Raw genomic sequence first — 25,835 nt, 5'->3', positions numbered from 1 at the left:
GACGCTGAGTGCGCGAGGAGATGGTCATGGCAGGAGACACCACCATCACGGTCATCGGCAATCTGACCGATGACCCCGAGTTGCGGTTCACCCCCTCCGGGGCTGCGGTCGCCAAGTTCCGAGTCGCTTCGACGCCCCGTTTCATGGACAAGGCGTCGAACGAATGGAAGGACGGCGAGCCGCTGTTCCTCGCTTGCACCGTCTGGCGTCAGGCCGCCGAGCACGTCGCCGAGTCGCTGCAGCGTGGCGCCCGGGTGATCGTGTCGGGCCGGCTGCGTCAGCGGTCGTACGAGACCCGCGAGGGTGAGAAGCGCACCGTCATCGAGCTCGAGGTTGACGAGATCGGCCCGTCGCTGCGCTACGCCACGGCAAAGGTGCAGAAGATGTCCCGCTCCGGCGGCGGTGGCGGCGGCTTCGGTGGCGGTGGTGGTGGCAACCAGGGTGGCGGCGGAGGCAACTTCGACGACCCCTGGGCTTCGGCCGCTCCCTCTCCCGCGCGTGCCGGTTCGGGCGCCAATTTTGACGAGGAGCCACCGTTCTAATGGCGCCGAGCGCCCGCGATCGCAAACCAGGAGCACGTGCAATGGCCAAGGCTGCGGCACTTCGCAAGCCGAAGAAGAAGGTGAACCCGCTCGACAAGGACGGGATCACCTATATCGATTACAAGGACACCGCGCTGCTGCGCAAGTTCATCTCCGACCGCGGCAAGATCCGCGCTCGACGGGTGACCGGCGTGACCTCGCAGCAGCAGCGGCAGATCGCCCGCGCGGTCAAGAACGCCCGTGAGATGGCGCTCCTGCCGTACACGGCCACCACCCGCTGAGAGGAGGCACCGATATGAAGATCATCCTGACTCAGGAAGTGTCCGGCCTCGGTGCCCCGGGCGACATCGTCGAGGTCAAGAACGGCTACGGCCGTAACTACCTGCTGCCGCAGGGCTTCGCGATCGCCTGGACCAAGGGCGCGGAAAAGCAGGTCACGGTCATCAAGCGGGCCCGTTCGGCCCGCGAGATCCGCGACCTCGACCACGCCAACGAGGTCAAGGCTCAGCTCGAGGGTCTCAAGGTCAACCTGAAGGTCCGCGCAGGCGACGGCGGACGGCTCTTCGGCTCGGTCACCCCGGCCGAGATCGTCGACGCCGTCAAGGCGGCCAGCGGCCCGGTCCTCGACCGTCGTCGGCTGGAGGTGCCCGGTCACATCAAGTCGACCGGCAGCTACCCGGTGAAGATCAAGCTGCACCCTGAGGTGACCGCGTCGTTCAACCTGAACGTCGTTCAGGGCTGACGTCCGCAACACCACCACGTGGGCCCGCACCGAGCAATCGGTGCGGGCCCACGTGCGTACGTCGTCAGTCCACCCCGTCAGCATCCGAGCCGATGCGGACATCCGGTCCCCGTGCGGCCCCGCGCAGGACGGTCACCCGATCGGCTGGCCGGTCACCGCGCTGATCAACACCGTGGACAGGCCACCGCCCACCACCGCGGCGGCGACGGCGATGGTCGCCGAGCGCCACGTCGTGCCCACCCGCCGCAGCAGAGCCGCCACGACCAGACTGCTCACCAACGCCAACCCGAAACGCGGCGAACCGGCGAGTAGCGACTCCAACGCGCGCGACCGGGCCGAGTCACAGCCACCCCCGCTGATGTCGGTCACACAACCGGCCGGCGCCTGGCCGTCCAACGTCAACAGCCAGACGAAGATCAGCATCGCGGGCACCAGGTAACAGGCGGCCGTGTACAGCAGTGGCCGGAACGACCCACCCGGATCTGGGTCGAGCAGATCGTCCTCAAGACGCCGAGAAAACGCACCGGCGGCCGCCGACTCGACCCGCCGACGCACCGACGCCGCCCCGACCGGAGGCCGGTCCGCCCGACGCCGTGACGCTCCACCGGTCGGCATCGGCGCGCTGCGCGGTCGCGGAGCGGTGTAGCCCACCACCGGTGACCTGGGTGCCGACGTCGTCGGATCCATCCACCGGGGGTCGTCGTCGGCCAGCCGAGTGCCGGGCCAGAAGCCCTCGCCCCGTGCCGGCCAACCCTCCGCAGCCACGGATCGGTCGGAGCGCGGCGCCAGCGTACGGTCCCACTGGTCGTCCTCGATCGCGGACCGCTCCCACTGGCCGGTGCGGTCGGACCGCTCCCAACCACCGACGCTCTCCACCGCCGACCACTGCTCACTCAGATCCGTGCCGTCCGCACCCGCCGCCGATGGCCACGCATGCACGCCAGAGGCGTCCCACGGGTCCACCGCGGGCGGATACGACGGCTCGGGCTCAGCCACCCGGTCCGATCCTCGAACCCACGGGTCGGCCGCCGGACGCGACCAGGACTCCTCCGCCGCGCGGCGGCTACGCCGGGTGGGGCGTCGCACCTCCGGCTCGGGCGCGGGCTCGCTCGGAGCGGACTCGAGATCCCCGCCCGACCAGATCACCTGCGGACGACCCGTGGGCGCACGGCGAGGGCGGCGGTCCTGGATCGCACCGGAGACCGGCTCGTCCTCCCCGGCGTCGGCGCGACGGCGGCCCGCGTACCCCTGCTCCTGCGGACGGTCGAGGGTCCACTCCCGAGTGTGGTCCGAGTCGTCGGGTGCGGCACCGATCGCCGCCTGCTCGCGCCAACCCGTCTCACCGCCCCGTCGGCGGCTGCTCGGTGACTCGGCCGACCGCCGGCCGGCACCCGACGTGGGTGTCTCGCGCTCGTCCTCGTCCGGTGCCGCGTGACGCCCGCCGCCGTCGGCATGCCGGACACCCGACTCCAGGGCCCAGCGGGGCAGGTAGGCGTCGACGGGCTCGTCCTGGCCACGGTCCAAGGCACGCCGTCGGCTGGAGGTCCGGTAGCGCCCCTCCTCGTCGTACGGATCGACCGGAAGGGACGCCGCGCGCTCACTCCACGAGGCGGTCGGCTGGCGCTCGCGCGGGCTGCCATCCCCGCGTCCCCAGTCCCGGTAACTCACGGCCGGAGTGTGACCCTTCTGAACCCAAAGCGGAATCCGCTGTCCAGGTGTAGCCGTTCGCTGGAGATAGTACGGGACGATCGTGTCACAGAGCCGACCGAAATATCTTCCTCCACAGGCTGGGGAGCATGTTTCCGCAGCTCAGAGAGTTTTGACGAAGAATTCCCCAACAGTTGTCCACAGGCTGTGCACACTCCGCGCACATGCTGTCCACCGGCATCCACAGGTTGTCCCGAGGCTCGTCCACCGGCGTTGTTGAGTCTCTGACCTCGGGGTCCGTATGGTTGGCCCTCGACCGCCGGCTGATGGCCCCCGATCGACCGGCCCGGTCGGACGGAAGCGTCGTACCCCAGCGGTAGAGCTGGGATCGGGTTCGGTGCAGTGGAGGGGGGACCCGTGTCGGTCACTGACGACATGCGGGCAGAGTCACGCTCCGGCGGAGGCCAACCACCCGCCCAGCGGGACGGCCAGTTCGACAAGACCCCGCCGCAGGACGTGGCAGCAGAGCAGTGCGTCCTCGGCGGCATGCTGCTCTCCAAGGACGCCATCGCCGACGTCGTCGAGATCCTCAAGACGAACGACTTCTACCGGCCGGTGCACGCCACCATCTTCGACATCATCCTGGACATCTACGGTCGGGGCGAGCCCGCCGACTCGATCACCGTCGCGGCCGCACTCGCCGACTCCGGTGATCTGGTACGCATCGGCGGCGCGCCCTACCTGCACACCCTCATCGCCAGCGTGCCCACCGCCGCCAACGCGGCCTACTACGCGCGGATCGTCAGCGAACGGGCGGTGCTCCGCCGGTTGGTCGAGGCCGGCACCAAGATCGTCCAACTGGGCTACGGCACCGCGAGCGGCGGCAGCCGCGACGTGGACGACGTCGTGGACCTTGCCCAGCAGGCCGTCTACGACGTCACCGAACGCCGGGTCAGTGAGGACTTCGCGGTCCTCGCCGACATGTTGCAGCCGACGCTGGACGAGATCGAGGCGGTGGGCGCGCAGGGCGGCATGATGACCGGCGTGCCGACCGGCTTCAGCGACCTGGACCGACTGCTCAACGGCCTGCACGCCGGGCAGCTGGTGATCGTCGCCGGTAGGCCTGGTCTGGGCAAATCTACAGCAAGCATGGACTTTGCCCGAAATGCTGCGATTCGCGCCAACCAGGCCGCCGCGATCTTCTCGCTGGAAATGAGCAAGGTCGAGATCGTCATGCGACTGCTCTCCGCCGAGGCGCGGGTGCCGCTCCACGTTCTGCGCAGCGGGCAGCTCTCCGACGACGACTGGACCAAGCTGGCCCGCTGCATGGGTGAGATCAGCGAGGCGCCGCTCTTCGTCGACGACACGCCGAGCATGAACCTGATGGAGATCCGGGCCAAGGCTCGACGGCTCAAGCAGCGGCACGACCTCAAGATGATCGTGGTCGACTATCTCCAGCTGATGACGTCGCCGAAGCGCACCGAGAGTCGCCAGCAGGAGGTCGCGGACCTGTCCCGTGGCCTGAAGCTGTTGGCCAAGGAGGTCGAGTGCCCGGTCATCGCGGTCAGTCAGCTGAACCGTGGCCCCGAGCAGCGTACGGACAAGCGACCCCAGCTGTCCGATTTGCGTGAATCGGGATCAATTGAGCAAGATGCCGACGTTGTCATCCTCCTGCACCGCGACGACTACTACGACAAGGAGTCGCCGCGGGCCGGGGAGGCGGATTTTATTGTTGCCAAGCATCGGAATGGCCCCACCGACACCGTGACCGTCGCGGCCCAGCTGCACCTGTCGCGCTTCGTGGACATGGCCATCGGCTGAGACTTACCACTTAAGTCGTAAGTCGAATGTGGTCCTGCGCCAGATGGCGCGGCTGCGCTGCTGCAACAGGCTCTCGGGTATGAACCAGAACGATGCACCAGCGCAGACTCCCTCCCGGTCGTACCGGTCCCGGCCGGCATTCCGCCTGCGGCGTCTCGGTGCCGCCCTGGCAACCGCGGTCGTCGTCGGGACAGGCGTCGTCGGCTGCGGTGCCGGTGCCGCGCAGGAGCCGGCCCCGACGAGCGACGCCCCGGCAGCAGCCGTCGAACCGCGCGTGCTGAACGCCAGCGACGTGAACGCCTGGCTCGACGAGACGCTCCCGGCCGCGCTGGAAGCCAACGACATCGCCGGGGCAACGGTCGCCGTCGTCAACGACGGTGGGACCGTCACCACCCGGGGGTACGGCCACGTCGACACCGGTGGCGAGGGCATCGAGCCGGTGCCGGTCGACCCCGAGCAGCACCTGTTCCGGATCGGGTCGGTGTCGAAGCTCGCCACCGCCACCGCCGCGATGCAACTCGTCCAGGACGACAAGGTCGACCTCGACGCCGACATCGCCGCCTACCTCGACTTCACCATCCCCCGCAACTTTGACGAGCCGATCACCATGCGGCACCTGCTGACCCACACCGCCGGGTTCGAGGAGCGGATCGCCGGCCTCATCGGCAAGGAAGGCACTCGGGCTGACCTGCGCGACGCTCTGGTCACCGACCCGCCGGAGCAGATCTACCGGCCGGGCACCGTGCCGGCCTACTCCAACTACGGCAACTCGCTCGCCGGATACATCGTCGAACGGGTCAGCGGCATCCCCTTCGAGGAGTACGTCGACCGTAACGTCTTCGACCGCCTCGGCATGACGTCGTCCTCCTTTGGTCAGCCGCTTCCCGCCGACCTGGCAGGCCGCGTCTCGAAGGGGTACGACAACGCGTCGTCCCCACCCGGGTACTTCGAGATCATCGGCACCCCGCCCGCCGGCTCGATGAGCGCCTCGGCCCCGGACATGGCCCGGTTCATGCTCGCTCACCTCGGCGAACCGGTCGGCGGCACCCCGATTCTGGACGGGCCGACGCTTGACCTGATGCACCAGCCGGCGCTTGACGCCAGCACCCTCGGCACCCTCGCCGGTGCACCCCGGATGACCCTCGGGTTCTTCGACGAGAGCCGCAACGGCCGTCGGATCATCGGCCACGGCGGCGACACCCCCTTTTTCCACAGCCACCTGCAGATCTACCCGGACGAGGGCGCCGGCCTGTTCATCTCGCTCAACAGCACCGGCACGTCGGGCCTGGCCAACCACCAGCTTCGACAGAAGCTGACGAAAGCCTTCGCCGACCGTTACTTCCCGGCGGTGCCCGGCGCGGCGGCGGACAACGTGTCTGAGACCGAGCTGGCCGCCCCGACCACCGACGCCTCGGGCACGGCCGAGCGGGCCGCGATGGCCGCCGGCACCTACGAAAGCTCCCGCATGATCAAGAGCAACTTCCTGACCCTGATCGGCCTTTCCGGGCGTACCACGGTGAGCGTCCGCGATGACGGCCGGCTGCTGCTCGAACCGCGTCCGATGGCCGATTCCGCCGCCGTCTACGAGGAGATCGAGCCCTGGGTCTGGCGTGAGGTGGGCGGGCAGGAAACGATCGCGATGCGAGCGGTAGACGGCCAGGTCGAAGTTATCGGTTTCGACTCCGCGTTCGCCCTGGTGCCCGTCGAGGCCGCACGCAGCACCTACCTGGCCGTCCCGGTGATCGTCGGCTCGGTGGTCATCCTCCTGCTCACCGTCCTGGCCTGGCCGATCGGGGCGATCGGTCGCCGGCTGCGGCGGCGGGCACCGCGTGATCGGGCTGGACGCACCGCGCGCATCCTCAGCCGCGTCGGCGTCGGCTGCGCCCTGCTCGCGGTCGGCGGCTGGGTGGGCAGCTTCGTGCTCATCATCGGCCTGGAGGATCTCTCCACCGCCTCGTTGCGCACCGTGCAGGTGGCCCAGCTGATCGGCCTGCTCGGGGTGGTCCCCGCGGCGGTCCGGCTGGTGGACGACGTCCGTCGGCGGGTCGGCTGGTCGCGGATCACCGGCAGCGCCCTGGTCCTGCTGGCCCTCGTCGGCACGGGATGGTTCGCCGTCGAGTTCATGCTGCTCTCGCCGAATATCTCCTACTGACCGTCCCGTCCTCACCCCTCCCGATCCGTCTCGATCTATGAGCAGAGGATGCTGACACGGTGAACGATCACATCGGGGGCGCCCCGGTCACCGCCGAGCCGATCGATCCGGCGGACCCGCCCCGGGTCATGAAGCGGTTGGACGTACTGCTCGCCAACCTCGGGATGACCGGGCCGTTCGCCCGGGACTGTCTGCTCGCGGCCTGCGTCGCCGGGGTGACGTTCACGTTGATGGCGGCTCTGTTCTGGGTCGTGACGCCACCGGGCGAAATCGTGGTCGACCCGGTGCGGGCCTGGCTGCTCGTCGCCCTCGGGGTCGGGCAGGCGCTGCTGCTCTGCCTGCGCCGGGTCCGCCCGCTGCTCTGCCTCGCCGGCATCGTCGGCCTTCAGGTCGCCATGATCGCCCTGTCCCCACCAGACGCGACGATCCGGGTACTCGCGCCCTTCGTCGTCGCGTACACCATCGGGGTTCTGCTGCCGGCCCGGACGGCGTTCGTGCTGGTCGGCGCGGCGGTGCTGGTCGAGGCGGCAGCGGCGTTCGGCACCGCCGCCGTGACGAATCCGGACCTTCTGCTGCCGGCTGTCGGCCCTGCCGGGTCGAGCGCACTGTCCAATCTCGGCGCGGTCGTCGTCGGCAACTACGTGGTGACCCGTCGACGCTACACACAGCTGTTGCGCCTGCAGGCCGCCGAGGCGGTCCGGGCCCAGCAGGCGAAGGTGCGGGCCGCGATCGAGGCGGAACGCACCCAGATGGCTCGGGAACTGCACGACGTCGCCGCCCACCACCTGTCCGGAATGGTGGTGCAGGCGGCGGCGGTCCACCGGCTGATCGACCGGGACCCGGAGGCGGCGAAGGCCGGCGTGGCCTGGATCCGGTCCCAGGGCAAGGAGACCCTGAACAACCTGCGGCTGGTGGTCGGGGTGCTGCGCGGGACCCCGGCCGACGGCAGCGGAAGCGGCGACACACCCGGCCACGATGGTGAGGGGAGCGTTCCGGTGCCGGGGCTGGCCGTGCTCGATGACCTGGTCCGGACCGCTCGGGACCTGGGCGCGCCGGTCGAGTTCGTGGGCGTTGGGTCGCCACGTCCGGTCCCGCCGATCGCCGACGTCGCTCTCTACCGGATGGTGCAGGAGTCGCTGTCGAACGCGCGGCAGCACGCGCCGGGCGCGCCGGTGCTGATCACGCTGCGCTACCTGCCGCGCGAGGTGTCGCTGGCGGTGGTGAATGGCCCGCCAGCGCGGCGTCCCGAGCCGGCGGTGCGCACCAGCAGCGGGGTTGGGCTGATCGGCATGCGGGAACGAGCGCAGTTGATCGGCGCACGTTTCGCGGCCGGGCCGACGGCCGAAGCCGGCTGGTCTGTCACAGTGACGCTGACATCAAAGGGAAGTGATTCGTCGTGACCGGGTCTGGGACTGCGGCTGAGGCTGATGCTGGGACGATTCGAGTGATGCTGGTCGACGACCAGGCGGTGGTGCGGGCCGGCTTCCGGGTGCTCCTGGAGCAGGCGGACGACATCGAGGTGGTGGCGGAGGCGTCCAGCGGATCGTCTGCGGTGGCGGTGGCCGCTCGGCTGCGTCCCGACGTCATCTGCATGGATGTCCGGATGCCCGGCGGTGACGGACTCACCGCGACCCGCGAGATCCTCGCCGACGCGCCCGAGTCGCCGCCAGCCGTCCTGGTGGTGACCACGTTCGACCTCGACGAGTACGTCTTCGGCGCACTCGAATCCGGGGCCAGTGGGTTCATCCTCAAAGACTGCGAGCCCGAGGATCTGATCGACGCGATCCGTCGGCTGGCCAACGGCTACGGTCTCGTCGACCAGGTCGTGACCCGCAGGGTGATCTCGGAGTTCGCCCGGCGGCGACCGGCGGCACCGCCCGAGTCCGCAGCGGCGCACCAGCTCACCCCGCGCGAAGCCGAGATCGTACGGTTGCTCGCCAAGGGTTTGTCCAACAACGAAATCGCCGACGAACTCTTCATCGAGACCAGCACGGTCAAGTCACACCTCGGGCGGGCAATGACCAAGATCGGCGTACGGGACCGGGTGCAGACCGTGGTGTGGGCGTACCAGAACGGGTTGGCCGCGAGCTGACTGTCAGCCGAGCAGTGGGAACCGGGTGATGTGCCCGGGTCGATGCGCTGATCGACCCGGGCGGGAGTCGGGCTGGTTCAGCCGAACATCTCGTCGAGGAAGCCCTTGCGCTTCTTCTGCCGGTAGTGGCCGTGGTAGCCGTGGTGCTGCTGCTGGTGGCCGTACGCCGGCTGCGGCGGGTAGCCGTGGGCGGGCGGGGGCGGCGGCGGAACGGCGCCGTAACCGGGCTGGTGCGGCGGGGGCGGCGGGGGCGGGTAGCCGGCCGGCTGCTGCGCGGGCTGCGCCGGCGCGCCACCGCTCTGTTGGCGGCTCCAGTTGGCCTCCGCCTCGAACAGCTTCTCCAGCTCGCCGCGGTCGAGGAAGATGCCTCGGCACTCCCCGCACTGGTCGATGACGACTCCGCTGCGCTCGTACTGGCGCATTTCTCCGCGACACTTGGGACAGGTGAGACTACTCATCGCCTGACGGTACCTGGTGTACCTATGCAGTTGCTGTGAGCGCCTCGGTGACTTCTTCGTCGGACACTTCGTGGAAGTCGTCGTAGTAGACGCTCACCGCCCCGAAATCCGGTGGGCGTTGGGCGCAGACGACCTGGTCCGCCTCGGCGGCCAGGAGTTCGTAGGCCTCCTGTGCGCCGACCGGGACCGCGACCACGACCCGGGTCGCCCCGAGTTGGCGGGCGACCTCCACGGCGGCACGGGCGGTCGCGCCGGTGGCCAGGCCGTCGTCGACGATCACCGCGGTCCGTCCGGTGAGGTCCAGTGGTGCGCGACCGCCCCGGTAGAGCCGTTCCCGGCGTTCCAACTCGGTCTGCTCCCGTTGGTTGACCTCGGCGATGTCGTCGCTGCTGAGTCGGCTGGCCATCGTGTCGTTGAGCACCTGGACGCCGCCCGGCCCGAGGGCGCCGAAGGCGACCTCCCGGGCCCACGGCATCCCGAGCTTACGGACGACCAGCACGTCCAGTGGCGCCCCGAGCCGTTCGGCCACGACCCGGGCCACCGGTACGCCGCCGCGGACCAGCCCGAGGACGACGACGTCGGGTTCGCCGACGAGTGCGGTGAGTCGGTCGGAGAGCACCCGGCCGGCGTCGGCCCGGTCACGGTAGGTCGTCATGCCTTCAGGTCTACGCCCTGACGCGGCCGCGCGTCGGGCAGTTACGCGGAAGTGGCCCGACCGGACAGGCGGCCGGGAACCGGGGTCGGTGGCAGCGTGTGGGCGGGGCGGTGCAGGGCAGGTGCCCAGGTGAGCAGGGCGAGCGGGTACAGCAGGTAGCCGAAGCGGGTCGAGGGCATCAGGGCGATGGCGACGAGTAGCCCGTACCCGCAGATCATGGCGGTGGCGACGGCGGTGCGGGGCGGGCGGCGGGCGAGTCGGACGGCGATGGCCACGCCCGCGGCGACCAGCAGCGCGGCGGCGATCAGCCGGCCGGCGGGCAGCCCGGTGGCGATCAGGTAGCCGGGGAACGGGGATTGTGCGGGGCTGGTGACGAGGCCGTGGCCGAGGGGGAAGCGCAGCACGTTCTCGGTCAGCGCGTCGCGGTCGACGAGGATCGCGGGCAGGAGGGCGGCGACCGGTAGGCCGATCGCGCCAGCGGCGACCCGTGCGCCGGCGCGTCGGGTCAGACCCCAGACGATCAGGACCAGGGCGACCGGCCAGGCGAACAGCTTCAGCGCGCCGGCCAGCCCGACCGCGAGGCCGGCCCGGCCGGGTCGGTCGGCGGCGGCGAGCGCGAGGGCCAGCAGGCAGAGCGCGAGTACGGGCAGGTCGTCACCGCCGGTGGCGAGGGTGAGGGCGCAGATCGGCAGTACGGTGGCGGCCTGCACGCCGCGCAGCAGGGCGGCGTCCCGCCGGTGCCCGGTGTCGACCTGGTCGGTGGCGGCCGGTGTTCTGCGCAGGGCGGTCACGGCCAGTGCCAACGCCAGTGCGGTGCCCACCGCGAACCAGACTCGGGAGTCGGTCCACCAGGAGTCGACGAGCGCTCTGGGTAGGCCGAACATCGCCATGCCGGGTTGGTACGGGGTGTAGCCCATGAGTTGTTCGCCGGGTGGCAGGGCGGCGATCGCGTCCGGTCCGAGGTACGGGGTGCCGTGTTCCAGGAGGCGGGCACCGGCCCGCTCCACGACCAGCACCTCCTCCTGGGCCCGGTCGGTGCGTCCGCCGGCCCGCTCGATGCTCTGCCACAGCAGGGGCAGCAGTGCGGTGCCCGCCCAGGCGAGACCGGTGACCATCCAGCGGGCTGGCTGCCCGACAAGCGGTGACGCCGGGGAGCGTCGGCGTAGGAGCAGTTGGGCGGTCACCACAAGCGTCGCGACCAGGTAGCCGGCTGCGGCGACCGTGCCCCAGGCCCGGTGCGGCAGCAGGGTCGACGTGACCGCGGTGATCGCGGCGAAGATGGTCGAGGCGGCGTAGAGGCCGAGGTCGAGGGCGAGTCCGCCGGCGGCGGTGTCGAGCGTCCGCCAGCGGCGGCGGGCGGTCGGGTCGTCGGCGATCACGGCGCAAGTCTGGCAGACCGGTCCGCTTCAGGCACCGGGCCGATGCCTGGTCAGGCGGGCAGGTGCGGGAGGCGGTCGGTGCGGGAACGGCCGGCCTGGCGGCGGTTCTGGCTGAGCCGGATCACCGCGCCGGCGTCGTGCAGGGGTGCGGCCAGGGTGCCGGGTCGGCCGCCGGAGCCGCGCTGCATCGCCGCGAGCAGGGTGCCGGCCGGCATCGGTCGGGCGAAGAGGTGCCCCTGGCCGGCTACGCAGCCCAACTCCCAGAGGGCCCGCCGCTGCGGCTCGCTCTCCACCCCCTCGGCCACCACGTCCAGGTCGAGGCTGCGGCCCAGGTCGAGGGTGGAGCGGATGACGGCGGCGGCCTCCGCCGAGCTGTCCATCGTCGTCACGAAGCTCCGGTCGATCTTCAGCTCGTGCACGGGGATTCGGGAAAGCAGGGAGAGGGACGAGTAGCCGGTGCCGAAGTCGTCCAGCGCCAGCCGGACACCCTCGTCGCGGAGCCGGCTGAGCACCCGGTCGACCACGTCGAGCTGGCTGAGTGTCAGCGTCTCGGTCAGTTCCAGCACCAGCCGGTCCGGTGGCAGGTCGTGGGCGCGCAGGCGGGCCAGCACCGAGCCCGGGAACCGCGCGTCGAGCAGGCTGCGTGGTGACACGTTCACCGCCACCGGTACGTCGAAGCCGGCGTCCCGCCAACTGACCGCGGCGATCAGCGCCTGGTCGAGGATCGCCTCGGCGAAGGCCGGCAGCAGGCCGGAACGCTCCACGGCCTCCAGGAAGCGCAGCGGGTCGATCATGCCGTGGACGGGGTGGTGCCAGCGGGCCAGCGCCTCCGCGCTGGTCACCTCGCCGGTGCCCAGGTCGACGATCGGTTGGAAGTTGACGACGAACTCGTGGTCGGCGACCGCACGTGGCAGGTCACCACCGAGGGTGAGCCGGCCCAGGTCGGCGGTGTCCCGGGTGGGGGCGTACGTGGCGATCCTCTGCCCGGCCCGCTTGGCCTGGTACATGGCCACGTCGGCGCGGCGCAGCAGCTCGGCCATGCCACCGCTGGACGGGGCGGCGGAGATCCCGCCGCTGGCCTCCACGCTGATCCGCATGCCGTCCAGTTCGAAGGGCTCATGCAGCGCGGCGAGCAGCGTCTCGGCCCGGTGCGCGGCCACCGCCGGGGCAGGCAGCCCGCGCAGGAGTACGGCGAACTCGTCACCGCCGAGGCGGGCCACCAGGTCACTCGGCTGGGCTGCGCCCCGCAACCGGTCGGCGACCTGCACCAGCACCTGGTCGCCGGCGGCGTGCCCGAGTGTGTCGTTGACCTCCTTGAAGTGGTTGAGGTCGATCAGCACCAGCGCGGTCACCCCGTCGGCGTGGCGGGAGCTCAACTGCTCGGTGCCCTCGTCGAGGAGTTGCCGGCGGTTGGCCAGGTCGGTCAGCGCGTCGTGTGCGGCGGCGTACGCGTGTTCGTCGGCCACCCGGGCGAGTTCGGCGTACGCCTGGGCGTTGCGCACGGCCGTGCAGAGCGCGGAGGCGAAGGTGCGCAGGGTGTACTGCTCACGCTCGGAGAGTTGCACCGGGCCGCGGAAGCGCAGGCGGAGCATGCCCACGTCGACGGTCCGGTCGTGGCCTTCCATCGGTGCGGGGACGATCGTGCCGTCCACGTCGGTGGGCGTGCCGGTCGGGCCGTCGAAGGTGATGCCGCCGGTGCCGCCGCGTACGGTGCGGCCCCCGTCGCGCAGCTCGATCTCGACCTCGTCGGCGGAGAACAACTCGGCGGCCTGGGTGACGGCGGTGGTGAGGACGGTGTCCAGGTCGACCACGTTGAGTGCGTCCGTGGTGCGGGCGAGCCGCTGCCACGCCTGCTGCTCCGTCCTGGAGCGGATTCTCGTGGAGTAGGCCAGGTGCAGGCTGAGGACGAGTGGCGGAACAGCCAACAGGAGCTTGAAGTTCGCGTCGAGGATCAGCAGCGTGCAGACCGCCACGACGAACCGTACGGCGAAGCCGGCGAGTCGAAGGTCGAGGTTGGTCCGGAACTGCTTCGAGATCTTGGTCCTGGAGGCGAGTGCGATGACCGGGATGGCCAGCAGGTCGTCCAGTAGTGCCGCAACCAGGTACGAGACAGCGACCGGTACGACGAGAGCGACTGTGCCTTCCGGCGGCCAGGTCCAGGTCGTCATCGCCAGCGTGAGGCCGGCGCCCCAGGCGACGATGACGTTCTTGCCGACGCTGAAGGCCATCTTGATCGGTGGCAGGCGGAGCGAGGCGAACATGATGCCCACCGCGGTGCAGAGCACCACCGACTGGGCCGGAGCGAGGGCGAGGCCGATGATGATCGCAGCCTCGGTCCAACTGATCGAGTGGGTGGTGGACCGGATCCGCACCCTTGCTTTGACCAGGGTTCCCAGGGCGATTGCGACGGTGAGGGCGACGAGGATCGCGGCGTCGCCGGGAGTGGCGGACATCGCCGAGCGCGCTGCGACCGGTAGTGACGTTGCCGTGATGACGGCCGCTACAACGACGACGAGACCGACGAGCAGCCGTAGCCGCTGATCGGTCTCAATCTCTCGTCGCTGAGGAAGGGTCATGCAACTCCCGAAGCCTGCCTCTGCCGTGCTCGTAGCCTACCGTTCCAGGCCCGTTACACGTCCCCGGTCGAGGGGTCAGTTCCACTCGCTGCCGCGCATCGCGATGCCCCCTTCTCTGCTGTGCCTATTCGAGGACCTACCCCAAAGGGGAGGTCTTCCTCCGAAAGGCAGCTTAAGAGAAGGATCGACAGCTTAGAAGAATTAAATGTCGGTATGCGCAACATTAGCCAAGATCGAGCATTTTTGTGACGTTCTGTCCATCGTTGCTGAACGGAGTGCGGTCGAGCTTGCCCCTTCTGGATTCGATGAACGGCTCGCCACTGCAGACGGTATATGGCGAGATTGTGGTCGCGTTATTCGCTGAGTCTGACTGCTCCCAGTGGCTAGCTCATCCGGAGTTTGGTCAAGGGGTAAGGGCGGCCCGGGCAGAGTTGACGCGGCCAAGGCGTCGGTTGGGCGGTGAGAACGGATGCCACCTTCGCCCGGATCGAGGGCGGTGGCTGGTGGAATTTGCATCTCGGCAGGCAGCGACGCAACTTGCCTGCGGCATGGTGCGGTCCCGGAGAGGCATTCGGACAACCTCCCCTCGGTAATCCCGGGATCACCATCGGCCACCTGCCTCGCACCGTGAGCGGCACGTCACCGGAGCAAGGCCGTGGACTTCACTGCGTGATCGACTGAATACCTGGCATGGCTGGAGCAGGGGCCGGGTGGAGATTCAGGTTCTGGCGGTCTTTCGGTGCAACTGTCTACCCGCATGCTGCGCCTCGGTACGCCCAAACAGCAGACAATCCTCGCGGTGCTGGCGGTGCGGCCCGGTCGACTGGTGCCATTGGACGACCTCGTCGATGAGTTATGGGTTGATTGCCCACCGCGATCAGCCGCGGCTAAATGTGCGGACCTATGGTGCCAATCTGCGCCGGGCTTTCGAGGCTTTCCCGGGTGGACAGGCGGCCATCGCACGTCAGCGCAACGGCTATCGACTCGACGTACCCCCAGAACTGATTGACGTCTTTTGCTTCGAGGTGGAGCGGGGCGCCGGTCGGGGGCGTCGGAGGCTGGCCACCTGGATCGTGCGAGGCGGCTACCGGGTCGAGCCCGAACCGTCGCAGTCGAAGAGGAGCGACTGCCCCGTCGTACCGCACCGATAGGCTCACGACCGTGACCGAACCCGCGCAGCTCAGCCACGTCGATCGCGCCGGCGCCGCCCGCATGGTCGACGTCTCCGCCAAGGCGGTGACGGGCCGGCTGGCCGTCGCGGCCGGCCATCTGCGGACCACGCCCGAGGTCATCGACCTGCTGCATCGCGACGGGTTGCCCAAGGGCGACGCGCTGGCGGTCGGTCGGCTGGCCGGCATCATGGGGGCGAAGCGGACCCCGGATCTGATCCCGCTGTGCCACCCGATCGCGCTGCACGGCGTCACGGTCGACCTGCGGTTGACCGCCGACACCGTGGAGATCACGGCCACCGCCCGCACCGCGGACCGCACGGGGGTGGAGATGGAGGCGCTGACGGCGGTCGCCGTCGCCGGTCTCGCTCTGGTCGACATGGTCAAGGCGGTCGACCCGGCCGCCTCGGTGGAGGCGGTCCGGGTGCTGCGCAAGGAGGGCGGCAAGACCGGCGAGTGGGTTCGGCCGGAGGACCGGCCGTGATCCGGGCCCGGGTGATCGTGGCGTCCAACCGGGCCGCAGCCGGCGTCTACGCCGACACCAGCGGTCCGCTTCTCGTCGCGGGCCTCCGCGAGCTGGGGTGCCAGGTCGACGAGCCGGTGGTGGTGCCCGATGGCGAGCCGGTCGGTGCCGCCTTGCAGGCCGCCCGCGGCGACGGTGTCGACGTGGTGCTGACCAGCGGTGGCACCGGGGTGACTCCCTCCGATCGGACCCCGGACGTGACCCGGGATCTGCTGGATTACGAGATCCCCGGCATCGCCGAGGCGATCCGCGCACACAGCCGCGACCGGGTGCCCACGTCGGTGCTGTCCCGGGGTCTGGCCGGGGTGGCCGGCCGGATGCTGGTGGTCAACCTTCCCGGCTCGACCGGCGGCGCCCGGGACGGCCTGGCCGTGCTCGGGCCGATCCTCGGGCACACCGTCGATCAGCTCCGCGGCGGAGACCACTGAGTTCGAGCGCCGGAGACCACTGAGTTCGTCCCGGAGGGCACCCGGATTGGTGGCGGTGCCCACCGACCGGTCCACGCCGGGCCCGGACGAGTGTCGGTCCGTGCCGATAGGCTCGGTCGGTGAGCACGGAAACCGCACCCACCGCGGATCGGATCGCCGCACCCCCGCCGGCCGGCTGGGAGGAAGCGCGGTCGCGGGTCTACGCGGTCGGTCTGGCCGCCGCACTGCCCGCCGTCGCCCGACCACTGGCCGACGTCGACGGGTTCACCCTGGCCGAGCCGTTGACCACCCGCACCGACCTTCCGGCCTTCCCGACTTCCAGCGTCGACGGCTGGGCGGTGCGCGGCGCCGGCCCGTGGCGGGTCGTCGGTCGCGTGCTGGCGGGCAGCACCCCGGCACCGCTCACCGAGGCCGACACGACCGTCGAGATCGCGACCGGAGCCATGGTGCCCGAGGGCGCCACCGCGGTTCTGCGCGTCGAGGAGTCCACGACCGTCGGCGGCCTGGTGCACGGCACGCCCCGGGAGACGCCGGAGTGGCGGCAGCCCGGCGAGGAGGCGTACGCCGACGAGGAGCTGTTGCCGGCCGGCACGCCGGTGGACCCGGCGGTGATCGGCCTGGCGGCCTCCTGTGGGCATGACACGCTGCGGGTCCGGCGGGCACCGCGCGCCGCTCTGCTGATCTTCGGCGACGAGCTGTTGACCGCCGGGTCGCCCGGGGCCGGTCGTGTGCGGGACGCGCTGGGTCCGGCGGTGCCTGCGTGGCTACGGCGCTACGGCTGTCAGGTCCGACCGTCGGACGTGGTGGGCCCGGTTGCCGACACGCTGCCCGCGCACGTTGCGGCTCTGCGCTCGGCGTTGGCCAGTGCCGACCTGGTGTGCACCACCGGCGGCACGATGAACGGCCCGGTCGACCACCTGCATCCGACCCTGGAGGCGCTCGGCGCCGACTACGTGGTCAACACGGTCGCGGTCCGGCCGGGCTTCCCGATGCTGCTGGCCCGGTTGGCCGACCCCGACGGGCGGATCCGGTTCGTGGCGGGGCTGCCCGGCAACCCACAGTCCGCCATCGTCGCGCTGGTGTCGCTGGTCGCCCCGCTGCTCGCCGGCCTGCAGGGCCGCTCGATGCCCGTGCTGCCGCAGGCCACGTTGGCCGAGGCGGTGCCCGGTCGCGGTGACCACACCCACCTCGCGCTGGTTCGACTGGACCGGGCCGCCGGCACCGCGTCGCCGGTGCGACACGTCGGGTCGGCGATGCTGCGTGGCCTGGCCGGCGCGGACGGGTTCGCCGTCATCCGGCCCGGCACCAGGGGCGAGCCGGGTGACCGGGTGCCGATCGTGCCCCTGCCGTTGCTGCCCGGGGAGCGTGCGTCATGACCGCGCCGGCGATCACCTTCGGTGAGGTCACCGACCAGCCGCTCGACCTCGCCACGCACGAGGCGGCGGTCGCCGACCGGCGCGCCGGCGCGGTGGTGTCCTTCCAGGGCGTGGTCCGCGACCACGACCATGGGCGTCAGGTCACGAGCCTGGAGTACGAGGGGCACCCGAGCGCCGCTCAGGTGCTGCGCGAGGTGGCCGCCGAGATCGCCGCCGAACCCGACGTCTACGCGGTGGCCGTCTCGCACCGGGTCGGCCCCCTGGCGATCGGTGACGTGGCGCTGGTCGCCGCGGTGAGCACCGCCCACCGGGCGGCGGCCTTCGCCGCCTGTGCCCGGCTGGTCGACGAGGTCAAGGCGCGCCTGCCGATCTGGAAACGGCAGGTCTTTACCGATGGCACCGAGGAGTGGGTCAACTGCCCCTGACCGGGCTCACCGGCGGCTGCTGAGCACCGCCGCCCTGGCGAGTCGGTCGCCGTAGAACGCGGGCTCGGCACCGGGTCGCCAGGGCAGCGCCGCGACCAGCACGATCAACGCGACCGCGAGTGAGTTCTCCATCAGGGCCCCGAAGAGACCGTCCTGGTAGTGCGACATCTCCGGTAGTTGGTGCTCGTACGGCCAGATCGGGGAGATCAGGAAGAGCAGGTAGAGCCCGATCGCGGCAACGCCGTGGCGGAGCCCGGTCAGGGTGGGATACCAGATCGGCGGGCGGAGTCCGTTGACCCCGGGCACTCCGCCGAACACGGGCCCCTGGCCGGTGCGCTGGGGCATCGTGCGGCTCGCCTCCCGGCGACGCACGGCGGCATCGGCCAGCACGATGATCGCCGGGATCACCCAGACCAGGTGGTGCGTCCAGGAGATCGGGCTGATCACGTTCGCGGTCAGGCCGACGAGCGTGAACGCCGTCAGCTCGTCACCGTCGGCGCGGGAACTGGCCGCCCGGGACAGGCCCAACGCCAGGATCAGCACGGAGAAGGCGAACCAGAGCAGCCCGGGGGTCTCGATCGAGTCGTACAGCCGGGCGAGCAGGCCGGCGAGCGACTGGTTGGGCGTCATGTCCGCCGCACCGACCCGTTCGGTCTGCCAGAGCACGCTGCCGAAGTACGTCCGTGACTCGTCGCCGACGATCGCGAAGCTCGCCACCGTCACGCCGATCGTGGTGCCGATGGCGGTCGCCGCCACCCGCCACTGACGGGTGATCAGCAGGTAGGCGATGAACAGCGCTGGGGTGAGCTTGACCGCGGTGGCCAGCCCGATGCCGGCGCCGGCCCAGGCTCCGCCGTAGACGAAGCGCAGCAGGGGGCCGTCGGTCGCGGCGTAGTGAGTGCCCCGGCGGGAGCGCCAGCGGAGGCCGATCAGATCCGCCATGATCAACGCGAAGAGCAGGATGTTGACCTGGCCGTAGCCGAGGGTCTCCCGAGCCGGTTCGATGGCGACCGCGAGCGGCACCGCCAGGGCCACGGTGAACCACAGTGGCCACGCCAGCCGGTCCACGATGGGGCGAAGGAGCCCGGCCAGGACCAACGCCAACGCGGCGATGCTCGCGGCGGCGTTGACCATGCCGGCCAAGCCGATCGGGAGCTGCGCCATCGGCAACATGACCAGGCCGGCGAACGGCGGGTAGGTGAAGCCCAGCGTGGTTCCGGGCGCGATGAACTCATAGAGCTCGTGACCGCTCGCCCACCACACCACGGCACCGTGATAGATCTTCATATCGAAGAAGTTGTACGGCCGCCCGAAGGTGCCGATGGCGAGCCATGCGGCGTAGGCGACGGCGGCCACGATGGCGCCCCGTACGACGTTCCTGCGATCGATCCCACGCGTCACGCGTTGGATTGGGGCGAGGCGGTCCGCCCGTCTACCGACAGCCGTCGGCATGGCGTGGCCACCCCCGTACCAAGGTCGTCCTATCCGTCCAGGTCCTGCACGGAGCCTAGAACGGCGCCTCACGTCAGTGCCTCCCGCGTTATGCGACCGTGTCCGATCCCACACATGTTTTTGACATTTCCACCGCGTTAACGCCTACCGGGTGGTTCAGGTAATTCGTGGCCTTAGCGGGGGGTGGGGGTGGCTCAGAGACGGATCGACGCAGTTCAGCCGGGAAGCCGACGCGCCGTGGACGCGGATCGGACGGCGATCCGAGCCTCGCGCCGGGCGGTACGGACGGCGCGTTGCATGGAACGTCGAGAGTGGCCGATGCGATGACCGGTCCGCCACCGCAGACCGGGCTTGCCGCCGGTGTCGGCCGCAGCGAGCAGCAGACCGCCGAGGATGCCGAGGTTCTTCATGGCGTGGATCTGGTTGTTGTTCCTGGTGGTCGGATCGTCGTTCTTCCAGAAGGGATGCCCGGCGACGGTCACCGGCACCAGCGTGCCGGCGAGGACCAGTGCGGCAGGTCGACTGAGCCGGCCGGTGGCCAGCATCAGCCCGGCGCTGACCTGCACCGCGGCGTTGAGTCGGATCAACGTCTCGGTCTCGGTGGGGAAGCTCGGGTGTGCCTTCTTCAGAAGCGGCGCGACCTTCTCGGTCACCGGCTGGGCGGCCACCGCGAGCCGGCCCGGGTCGCGGAAGTTGCGGTAACCCTGGACCACGAAGATGCCGCTCAGCATGGCTCGGGCGAGAGAGCGTACGGGCGTCATGGATCAGTCATACCCCGTCGCGGCGTTTGCTACCCCGGCAACGGCCGGATCGGATCGGTGCCCATGCACGCGCGCCACGCCGATTCGAGCGACCGTCACGGATGGACCGGCTGCTGCGGGTAACGTCGCGCGGGTGACCACGCTGCGGCTACGCCCCGAGGACCCGGCCGACGCCGGCTCGGTACGCCGCGTGTTGGCAGCCGCCTTCGCCCGCCCGGACGTGGTGACGCCGCCGGAGGTGAGCCTGGTCGACGAACTGCGCGGCACCGCCGCCTGGCTGCCGGAGCTGGCCATGGTCGCGGAGTACGGCGGTGAGGTGGTCGGGTACGCGCTGCTCACCCGGGTGCGGGTGCGGCCGGAGCGGGGCTCGGACGTGCCCGTCCTGGCCCTCGGCCCGGTGGCGGTCGCGCCGCACCGGCAGCGAGTGGGGCACGGCACGGCGGTCGTGCAGGCCGCGTTGGACGCCTCCACCGAGTTGGGCGAGCGGCTCGTCGTGGTCCTCGGTGACCCGGCGTTCTACCGCCGGTTCGGCTTCGGCCCGGCGACGGAGCTGGGCCTGACCGGCCCGTGGGCCGGTCTCGGTGAGCCCTGGCAGGCGTTGGTGCTGCCACCGTCCACCAGCGAGGAGGGCCCCCCGCCGCGCGGTGAGGTGCTCTTCCCGGCGCCCTGGTCCAAGGTCTGACCGCGTCGGCGCGGTCGATGGCGGTCAGGCCGGTTGGGTGCGCAGGTACCGGCCGAAGTGCGGCACCGTGAAGGCGACCGTGCCGCGCTCGCCGGAATAGATCAGCCCCTTCTTGATCAGCGCATCCCGGGCCGGGGAGAGGCTGGCGGGCTTGCGGCCGAGAGCCCGGGCGATCTCCGCCGTGGGCACTGCGGCGTCCATGTCGTCGCGGACCACCGCCGAGGAGTCGCCCTCGACGGCCGACATCATGGCCATCGCCCGCATGTACTCGCGCTCGGCGGGAGTGGCCCGTTCGAACCGGGACCCGAAGAATCCGACCGCCAGCTCCGCTTCCGCCTCCGGTGCGGCGACCCGCACGTCGGCGGCGGTGATCGGCGAGCGCGGCGCGTGGTCCCAGGTCGCCTTGCCGTACGCCTGGACGAAGTAGGGATAGCCGCCGGACTTCTCGTAGAGCAGGTCGAGCGCCTTCTGTTCGTACTCGACATCCTCGCGCTCGGCCGGAGCGCAGAGCGCCTGGTCGGCGGCGATCCGGTCGAGCCGGTCGATGCGTTGGTAGCGGAACAACCGTTCGGAGTACGACTTGGCGGCGCTGAGCACCGCAGGCAGGTGCGGTAGGCCGGCGCCGACCACGATCAGGGGCGCGCCGAGCTGGGACAGCTCGTGGCAGGCGGCGCAGAGCGCCGACACGTCCTCCGGGCCGAGATCCTGCATCTCGTCGATGAAGATGGCGATGCCGGTGCCCACGTCACTGGCGACCGCCGCGGCGTCACTGAGCAGCTCGACCAGGTCGATCTCGATGTCGCCGGAGTCGGCCCGGCCGCTGGCCGCCGGCACGTCGATGCCGGGTTGCCACCGGTCGCGCAGTTTCGGGGCGGCACCGGCCCGCCCGGTCGGGGCGGAGCGCTGGGCGAACGCCTTGAGGACTCCGAGGAAACTGTCGATCCGATCGGGCGCGCGGTGTCGCGGGGCGAGCTCCCGGACTGCCATGTGCAGCGCGGCGGCGACCGGGCGACGTAACGACTGGTCCGGCCGTGCCTCGATCTTGCCGCTGCCCCAGAGATGGTTGATCGCCTGGGACCGGAGGGTGTTGAGCAGAACCGTCTTGCCGACGCCCCGCAGCCCGGTGAGCATCAGGCTGCGTTCGGGGCGGCCCCGTGCGATGCGTTCCAGCACGATGTCGAAGACGTCCAGCTCCCGCCCCCGCCCGGCGAGCTCGGGCGGACGCTGACCAGCGCCCGGTGCGTACGGGTTGCGGACCGGATCCACGCATTGGAGAGTATCGGGCCATCTAGCTGCGAGGCTAGACATGGATAGATGGGGCTACCGGCGTGTCGAGACCGTCGAGACAAAACTAGGGCTGTCTAGCTTGGACGCTAGACAGCCCTAGTTTTGCCAAGCGGTGACTAGCGTTCCTTCAGGCAGAGGACGTAGTCGAACAGGTCGATCGAGTTGTCGTGCACGTAGTTCGCGGTCGCCTGCGGCGCGAGCGTCTCGCACCGGTCCCCGTCGGTGGTCGCCGGTATCCGCAGCAGCACCTGGTACGTGTTCGGGCCACACGGCACCTTGCGCAGCTCCGCGTCGTCCTCGGTGCCCTCGTTCACCACGCAGTCGCCCTGGGCGAACTCCTCGTCCTCGTCCGGGTCCGGCAGGTCCGGCGTCGGTGCGGCGCTGGGCAGGACGGGCGGAAGTACCGGCACGCTCACCGACGGCATGGGCTCGACATCATTGCTGGCGTCCGCGACCCTCCAGATCGCCCAACCGGCCAGGCCGAGGCATGGGCAGAGCAGGAGCAGCACCACCAGCGCGACGATGAGAGCGATCTTGCGACCGTTGCTCTTCACCGGCGCGCCGGGCGACATGCCGAACCCGCCCGGAGGCGGTTGGCCCCACGGCGCGGACGGCTGACCCGGCACCGGCCCGGCCGGCGGGAACGGCCCAGGCGGCGGATAGCCCGGCCCCGAGGTGGGCGGATAGCCGGGGCCCGAGGTGGGCGGGTAATCCGGGCCCGGGGTGGGCGGATAGCCGGGGCCCGAGGTGGGCGGGTAATCCGGGCCCGGGGTGGGCGGATAGCCGGGGCCCGAGGCCGGCGGGGGTGCCCACATCGGTTCGGTTGGCGGCTCCGGGTTGGTGGGCGGGGGTGCCCACATCGGCGCGGTCGGCGGTTCCGCGCCGCTCGGCGGCGGTCCCCACTGCTGCCGGGTCGGGTCCTGGACCGGCGGCGGCGAGCCCCACTGGGGCAGGGTCGGTTCGACCGGTGGCGAGCCGTCGGACCCGGTGGGAGGGCGCTGGTGAGGGTCGTCCGGCTGGTCGGAGCCCGGTGGTCCGTAGGTCGTCATGTCATATCCCCGGGGTGGGTGGTCTCAGCGTTGTTTGAGGCAGAGGACGAAGTCGAGAGTGTCCAGCTCGCTGTCGAAGAAGTACCAGTTGGTGTAACCCTCGACCTTGCCGCACTTGGCCTCGGCGTCGCGCTCGCCGCTGGTCGCACCGTCGATCCGGCTCAGCACCTCGTACGACTTCGCGACGCAACCGCTGATCACCAGCTTGGGTTTGCCGCCCGCAGCGCCGTCGTTGCGGACACACTGGCCGACCTTGGCGAACCGGGGGTCGGCCGACGACTCCGGTGCGGCGCCGCTCGGCGCTGGCTCGGCCACGTCCGCGTCCGGGCTCGGCTCACCCGCGACGGGCAACTCGCTCGGCGCGGCCAACGGCGCCGGGTCGTCCTGCCCGCCTAGCAGCCAGAACGCGCCGCCACCGACCACCACCAGCAGTACGACCGCCAGCACCGCGATCAGCGGCCCCCGACCGCGCCGGCCGGGTGGCGGAGCAGGATCGCCGCCGTACGGATCCTCGTCCGGCCGGTACTGCTGCCCGCCGTACGCCGGATTCGCCCCGTACGAGCCGCCATAGGGTGGTGACCCGTGCTCCCGCCCGTAGGGCCCCTCGGAACCGCCTCCGTAGGGCGCGGGACCTGGGCTGCCGTACGGCGCGGGACCTGGGCCGTCGTACGGTCCGGGTCGCCCCTGGGGTGCGCGCGGGTACGACGGAACCGCCGGCGGGTAGGGCTCGTTCGCTGGCGGGTAAGGCTGCTGCACCGGCCGTCCGGGCGTCTCGTCGGGTCGTTGTCCACGCCACGGTCCCGGGTCGCCGCCGCCCGGTGGTCCGTAGTTCGTCATGCCGCCCTCCTGCACGAGTGGTGAGAGGCCGGCCACCAACGCGCGACGCCGACTCCGACGTCACCGTAGCGTGGTCCACTGATGAGCTCACGTCCACCGAGCGCCGCAGCCCTCGCCGGTCGCCGCGCAAGCGCCACAGCGACCCTGATCTGGACCGCGTTGATCGTGGTCTACCTGCTCTGGGGTTCCACCTATCTGGCCATCCGGATCACGGTGGAGACGCTGCCGCCGCTGTTGTCGGCCGCACTGCGGTTCGCCGTGGCCGGTCTGATCCTGGCGGTGGTGCTGCGGCTGCGCCGGGGTCCCGGCGCACTGCGGGTGGACCGGCGGCAACTCGGCTCCGCCGCGCTGATCGGCGTGCTCCTGCTCGCCGGCGGTAACGGCCTGGTGGTGCTCGCCGAGTCCGGGCCACCCGGAGTGGCGGTGCCCTCCGGCATCGCCGCGCTGCTGGTGGCGACCGTTCCGCTGCTGGTGGTGCTGTTGCGCTCCGCCACCGGCGACCGGCCCCCGCTCTGGACGTTCGCCGGGGTCACCCTGGGTTTCGCCGGTCTGGTCCTGCTGGTGCTGCCCGCCGGCAACTCGGAGGCGGTGCCACTGGTGGGGGCCCTGACCGTGGTGGCGGCGGCCACCTCGTGGTCGGTCGGGTCGTTCCTGTCCGGACGCATCCGGATGCCCACCGACCCCTTCGTGGCAACGGTGTACGAGATGCTGGCCGGCGCCCTGGTGCTGGCCGTCGTCTCCGCCGGCCGGGGCGAGCTGAGCGACTTCCACCCGGCGACGGTCAGTACCCGCTCCTGGCTGGCGCTGGGCTACCTCATGGTGGCCGGCTCGCTGGTGGCCTTCACCGCGTACGTCTGGCTGCTGCACAACGCGCCCATCTCGTTGGTGTCGACGTACGCCTACGTCAACCCGGCGGTCGCGGTGGCGCTCGGTGCGCTGCTGGTCGCCGAACCGATCACCCCGCAGGTGCTGCTCGGCGGCGCGGTCATCGTCGCCGGTGTCGCACTGGTGGTGAGCACGGAACGGCCCCGGCGGGCGAGCGCGGGATCACGATCGGGGACTTCGCCGGTGAGCGAACGCCGGTAACCTCCGGGCCATGTCGGCCGCTGCTCTGGTCGGGGTGGCGTTGCTCGGCGGGCTGTTCGGTCTCGTCGTACCCCCGCTGGCCCGGCGTTTCACCAACCCGCCGGCCCGGCCGCGGAGGCCGTTCCCGGCTGCCGCGCCGAGCCACCGGCCTCGACGTGGCGCCTGGGTCTGGCTCGGTCCGCCGGTGTCGGCCGCGGTGTTCGGTGGGCTTGCCGTCGCTCGGTGTGACGATCCGGCGTTGCCGGTCTTCCTCCTGCTGGCGGCGGTGGGGTTGGTGCTGGCCCGGGTCGACCTGTCCTGTCTGCGCCTGCCCGACCCGCTGGTCCTCGCCGCCGGCCTGCTGGCCCTCGCCGGCCTGACCGGCGTGGCGTTGCTGACCGGCGAGCCGGCCCGGCTGCTCGGTGCGCTGGCCGGCGCGGCGGTCGCAGGCGCGGCGCACGTGCTGCTGGCCCTGCTCCCCGGCTCACGACTGGGGTTCGGAGACGTGAAACTCGCCGCCGTCCTCGGCCTGCCGCTGGGCTGGCTGGGCCGGGACGCCCTGCTCGTCGGGCTGCTCCTACCGCACCTGCTGCAGGGTGGGCTGGTGGTCGGCCTGCTCGTCGCGCGGCGGGTCCGCCGGGACACCCTGCTGCCGCTCGGGCCGGCCCTGCTCGCGGGTGCCTGGCTCGCCATCCTCCTGGGCTGAACAGCCGGCGA

The 25,835-nt window shown here is 71.0% G+C and carries 23 protein-coding genes and 1 pseudogene; 14 read left to right on the top strand and 10 right to left on the bottom strand.

Going from position 1 to position 25,835, the window contains the following annotated elements; all coding sequences use genetic code 11:
• Positions 1-8: 8 nt before the first annotated feature.
• Genes ABGB10_RS10510 through rplI form a run of 3 tightly spaced genes read left to right on the top strand, consistent with a single transcriptional unit; the run spans position 9 to position 1,284 of the window.
• On the top strand, positions 9-542 hold the full coding sequence (locus ABGB10_RS10510; RefSeq protein WP_030331808.1) for a single-stranded DNA-binding protein: 534 nt from the start codon (positions 9-11) through the stop codon (positions 540-542).
• Positions 543-583: 41 nt separating this feature from the next.
• Positions 584-823 (top strand): 30S ribosomal protein S18, encoded by a 240-nt coding sequence (rpsR, locus tag ABGB10_RS10505; protein WP_013289355.1) that lies wholly within the window; start codon positions 584-586, stop codon positions 821-823.
• A 14-nt stretch (positions 824-837) separates the two neighbouring features.
• Entirely contained in the window at positions 838-1,284 is a 447-nt protein-coding gene (rplI, locus tag ABGB10_RS10500; protein ID WP_088987066.1) for a 50S ribosomal protein L9, read from the top strand.
• Positions 1,285-1,416: 132 nt separating this feature from the next.
• On the opposite strand, the gene ABGB10_RS10495 is transcribed toward rplI, so the two are convergent.
• Entirely contained in the window at positions 1,417-2,952 is a 1,536-nt protein-coding gene (locus ABGB10_RS10495; RefSeq protein ID WP_347660673.1) for a hypothetical protein, read from the bottom strand.
• A gap of 396 nt (positions 2,953-3,348) precedes the next feature.
• Between ABGB10_RS10495 and dnaB the strand changes: the two genes are divergently transcribed.
• The 4 genes from dnaB (at position 3,349) to ABGB10_RS10475 (ending at position 8,996) form a co-directional block, all read left to right on the top strand.
• The gene (gene dnaB, locus ABGB10_RS10490) at positions 3,349-4,752 is read left to right on the top strand and encodes a replicative DNA helicase (RefSeq protein ID WP_347660672.1); all 1,404 of its coding nucleotides are present in this window, start codon (positions 3,349-3,351) and stop codon (positions 4,750-4,752) included.
• Between the two features lie 79 nt (positions 4,753-4,831).
• Positions 4,832-6,904, top strand: a complete 2,073-nt coding sequence (locus ABGB10_RS10485) for a serine hydrolase domain-containing protein (RefSeq protein ID WP_347660671.1) — start codon at positions 4,832-4,834, stop codon at positions 6,902-6,904.
• Between the two features lie 59 nt (positions 6,905-6,963).
• Complete coding sequence (locus tag ABGB10_RS10480) at positions 6,964-8,304, top strand: histidine kinase (RefSeq protein WP_347660670.1); 1,341 nt, start codon at positions 6,964-6,966, stop codon at positions 8,302-8,304.
• 47 nt (positions 8,305-8,351) lie between these two features.
• Positions 8,352-8,996 (top strand): response regulator transcription factor, encoded by a 645-nt coding sequence (locus ABGB10_RS10475; RefSeq protein ID WP_347660669.1) that lies wholly within the window; start codon positions 8,352-8,354, stop codon positions 8,994-8,996.
• Positions 8,997-9,073: 77 nt separating this feature from the next.
• Here ABGB10_RS10475 and ABGB10_RS10470 read toward each other — a convergent pair whose 3' ends face one another.
• From ABGB10_RS10470 to ABGB10_RS10455, 4 genes are read right to left on the bottom strand one after another with little or no spacing between them, the layout of a single operon-like run.
• Positions 9,074-9,454: a zf-TFIIB domain-containing protein gene (locus ABGB10_RS10470; protein WP_347660668.1), complete on the bottom strand. Its 381-nt coding sequence runs from the start codon at positions 9,452-9,454 to the stop codon at positions 9,074-9,076.
• 22 nt (positions 9,455-9,476) lie between these two features.
• Positions 9,477-10,109 carry a phosphoribosyltransferase gene (locus tag ABGB10_RS10465; RefSeq protein WP_347660667.1) on the bottom strand — a complete coding sequence of 211 codons (633 nt, stop codon included), beginning with the start codon at positions 10,107-10,109 and terminating at the stop codon, positions 9,477-9,479.
• Positions 10,110-10,150: 41 nt separating this feature from the next.
• Positions 10,151-11,488 (bottom strand): glycosyltransferase 87 family protein, encoded by a 1,338-nt coding sequence (locus tag ABGB10_RS10460; RefSeq protein ID WP_347660666.1) that lies wholly within the window; start codon positions 11,486-11,488, stop codon positions 10,151-10,153.
• Between the two features lie 50 nt (positions 11,489-11,538).
• The gene (locus tag ABGB10_RS10455) at positions 11,539-14,064 is read right to left on the bottom strand and encodes a bifunctional diguanylate cyclase/phosphodiesterase (protein ID WP_347660665.1); all 2,526 of its coding nucleotides are present in this window, start codon (positions 14,062-14,064) and stop codon (positions 11,539-11,541) included.
• A 1,161-nt stretch (positions 14,065-15,225) separates the two neighbouring features.
• Between ABGB10_RS10455 and moaC the strand changes: the two genes are divergently transcribed.
• The 4 genes from moaC to ABGB10_RS10435 all read left to right on the top strand — a co-directional run bounded on the left by moaC (position 15,226) and on the right by ABGB10_RS10435 (position 17,985).
• Positions 15,226-15,717, top strand: coding sequence for a cyclic pyranopterin monophosphate synthase MoaC (gene moaC / locus ABGB10_RS10450; RefSeq protein ID WP_347660664.1), 492 nt, complete (start codon positions 15,226-15,228; stop codon positions 15,715-15,717).
• On the top strand, positions 15,714-16,184 hold the full coding sequence (locus ABGB10_RS10445) for a MogA/MoaB family molybdenum cofactor biosynthesis protein (protein ID WP_347660663.1): 471 nt from the start codon (positions 15,714-15,716) through the stop codon (positions 16,182-16,184). Before moaC ends, ABGB10_RS10445 begins: the two co-directional genes overlap by 4 nt.
• A gap of 119 nt (positions 16,185-16,303) precedes the next feature.
• On the top strand, positions 16,304-17,560 hold the full coding sequence (locus tag ABGB10_RS10440; RefSeq protein WP_347660662.1) for a molybdopterin molybdotransferase MoeA: 1,257 nt from the start codon (positions 16,304-16,306) through the stop codon (positions 17,558-17,560).
• Positions 17,557-17,985: a molybdenum cofactor biosynthesis protein MoaE gene (locus tag ABGB10_RS10435; RefSeq protein ID WP_130405760.1), complete on the top strand. Its 429-nt coding sequence runs from the start codon at positions 17,557-17,559 to the stop codon at positions 17,983-17,985. The genes ABGB10_RS10440 and ABGB10_RS10435 overlap by 4 nt, the downstream gene beginning before the upstream one ends.
• Positions 17,986-17,991: 6 nt before the next feature.
• On the opposite strand, the gene ABGB10_RS10430 is transcribed toward ABGB10_RS10435, so the two are convergent.
• The gene (locus ABGB10_RS10430) at positions 17,992-19,437 is read right to left on the bottom strand and encodes a glycosyltransferase 87 family protein (protein WP_347660661.1); all 1,446 of its coding nucleotides are present in this window, start codon (positions 19,435-19,437) and stop codon (positions 17,992-17,994) included.
• 215 nt (positions 19,438-19,652) lie between these two features.
• The gene (locus ABGB10_RS10425; RefSeq protein ID WP_347660660.1) at positions 19,653-20,198 is read right to left on the bottom strand and encodes a DoxX family protein; all 546 of its coding nucleotides are present in this window, start codon (positions 20,196-20,198) and stop codon (positions 19,653-19,655) included.
• A 133-nt stretch (positions 20,199-20,331) separates the two neighbouring features.
• Here ABGB10_RS10425 and ABGB10_RS10420 point away from each other — a divergent pair, with 133 nt between their 5' ends.
• Positions 20,332-20,880, top strand: coding sequence for an N-acetyltransferase (locus ABGB10_RS10420; protein WP_347660659.1), 549 nt, complete (start codon positions 20,332-20,334; stop codon positions 20,878-20,880).
• 24 nt (positions 20,881-20,904) lie between these two features.
• Here ABGB10_RS10420 and ABGB10_RS10415 read toward each other — a convergent pair whose 3' ends face one another.
• From ABGB10_RS10415 to ABGB10_RS10405, 3 genes and pseudogenes are all read right to left on the bottom strand, one after another.
• Positions 20,905-22,146 carry an ATP-binding protein gene (locus ABGB10_RS10415; RefSeq protein WP_347660658.1) on the bottom strand — a complete coding sequence of 414 codons (1,242 nt, stop codon included), beginning with the start codon at positions 22,144-22,146 and terminating at the stop codon, positions 20,905-20,907.
• 137 nt (positions 22,147-22,283) lie between these two features.
• Positions 22,284-22,739 (bottom strand): hypothetical protein, encoded by a 456-nt coding sequence (locus ABGB10_RS10410; RefSeq protein ID WP_347660802.1) that lies wholly within the window; start codon positions 22,737-22,739, stop codon positions 22,284-22,286.
• A 501-nt stretch (positions 22,740-23,240) separates the two neighbouring features.
• A pseudogene (locus ABGB10_RS10405) lies at positions 23,241-23,687 on the bottom strand (flagellar basal body protein FliL); the annotation flags it as partial.
• A 447-nt stretch (positions 23,688-24,134) separates the two neighbouring features.
• Between ABGB10_RS10405 and ABGB10_RS10400 the strand changes: the two are divergent.
• Both ABGB10_RS10400 and ABGB10_RS10395 read left to right on the top strand, forming a co-directional pair.
• Positions 24,135-25,139, top strand: a complete 1,005-nt coding sequence (locus ABGB10_RS10400; protein ID WP_347660657.1) for an EamA family transporter — start codon at positions 24,135-24,137, stop codon at positions 25,137-25,139.
• A 10-nt stretch (positions 25,140-25,149) separates the two neighbouring features.
• Positions 25,150-25,824, top strand: coding sequence for a prepilin peptidase (locus ABGB10_RS10395; RefSeq protein ID WP_347660656.1), 675 nt, complete (start codon positions 25,150-25,152; stop codon positions 25,822-25,824).
• Positions 25,825-25,835 lie beyond the last annotated feature (11 nt).

Source organism: Micromonospora sp. B9E7 (assembly GCF_039871815.1).
Taxonomy (GTDB): Bacteria; Actinomycetota; Actinomycetes; order Mycobacteriales; family Micromonosporaceae; genus Micromonospora.
This window is presented reverse-complemented; position numbering and strand designations above follow the sequence as displayed.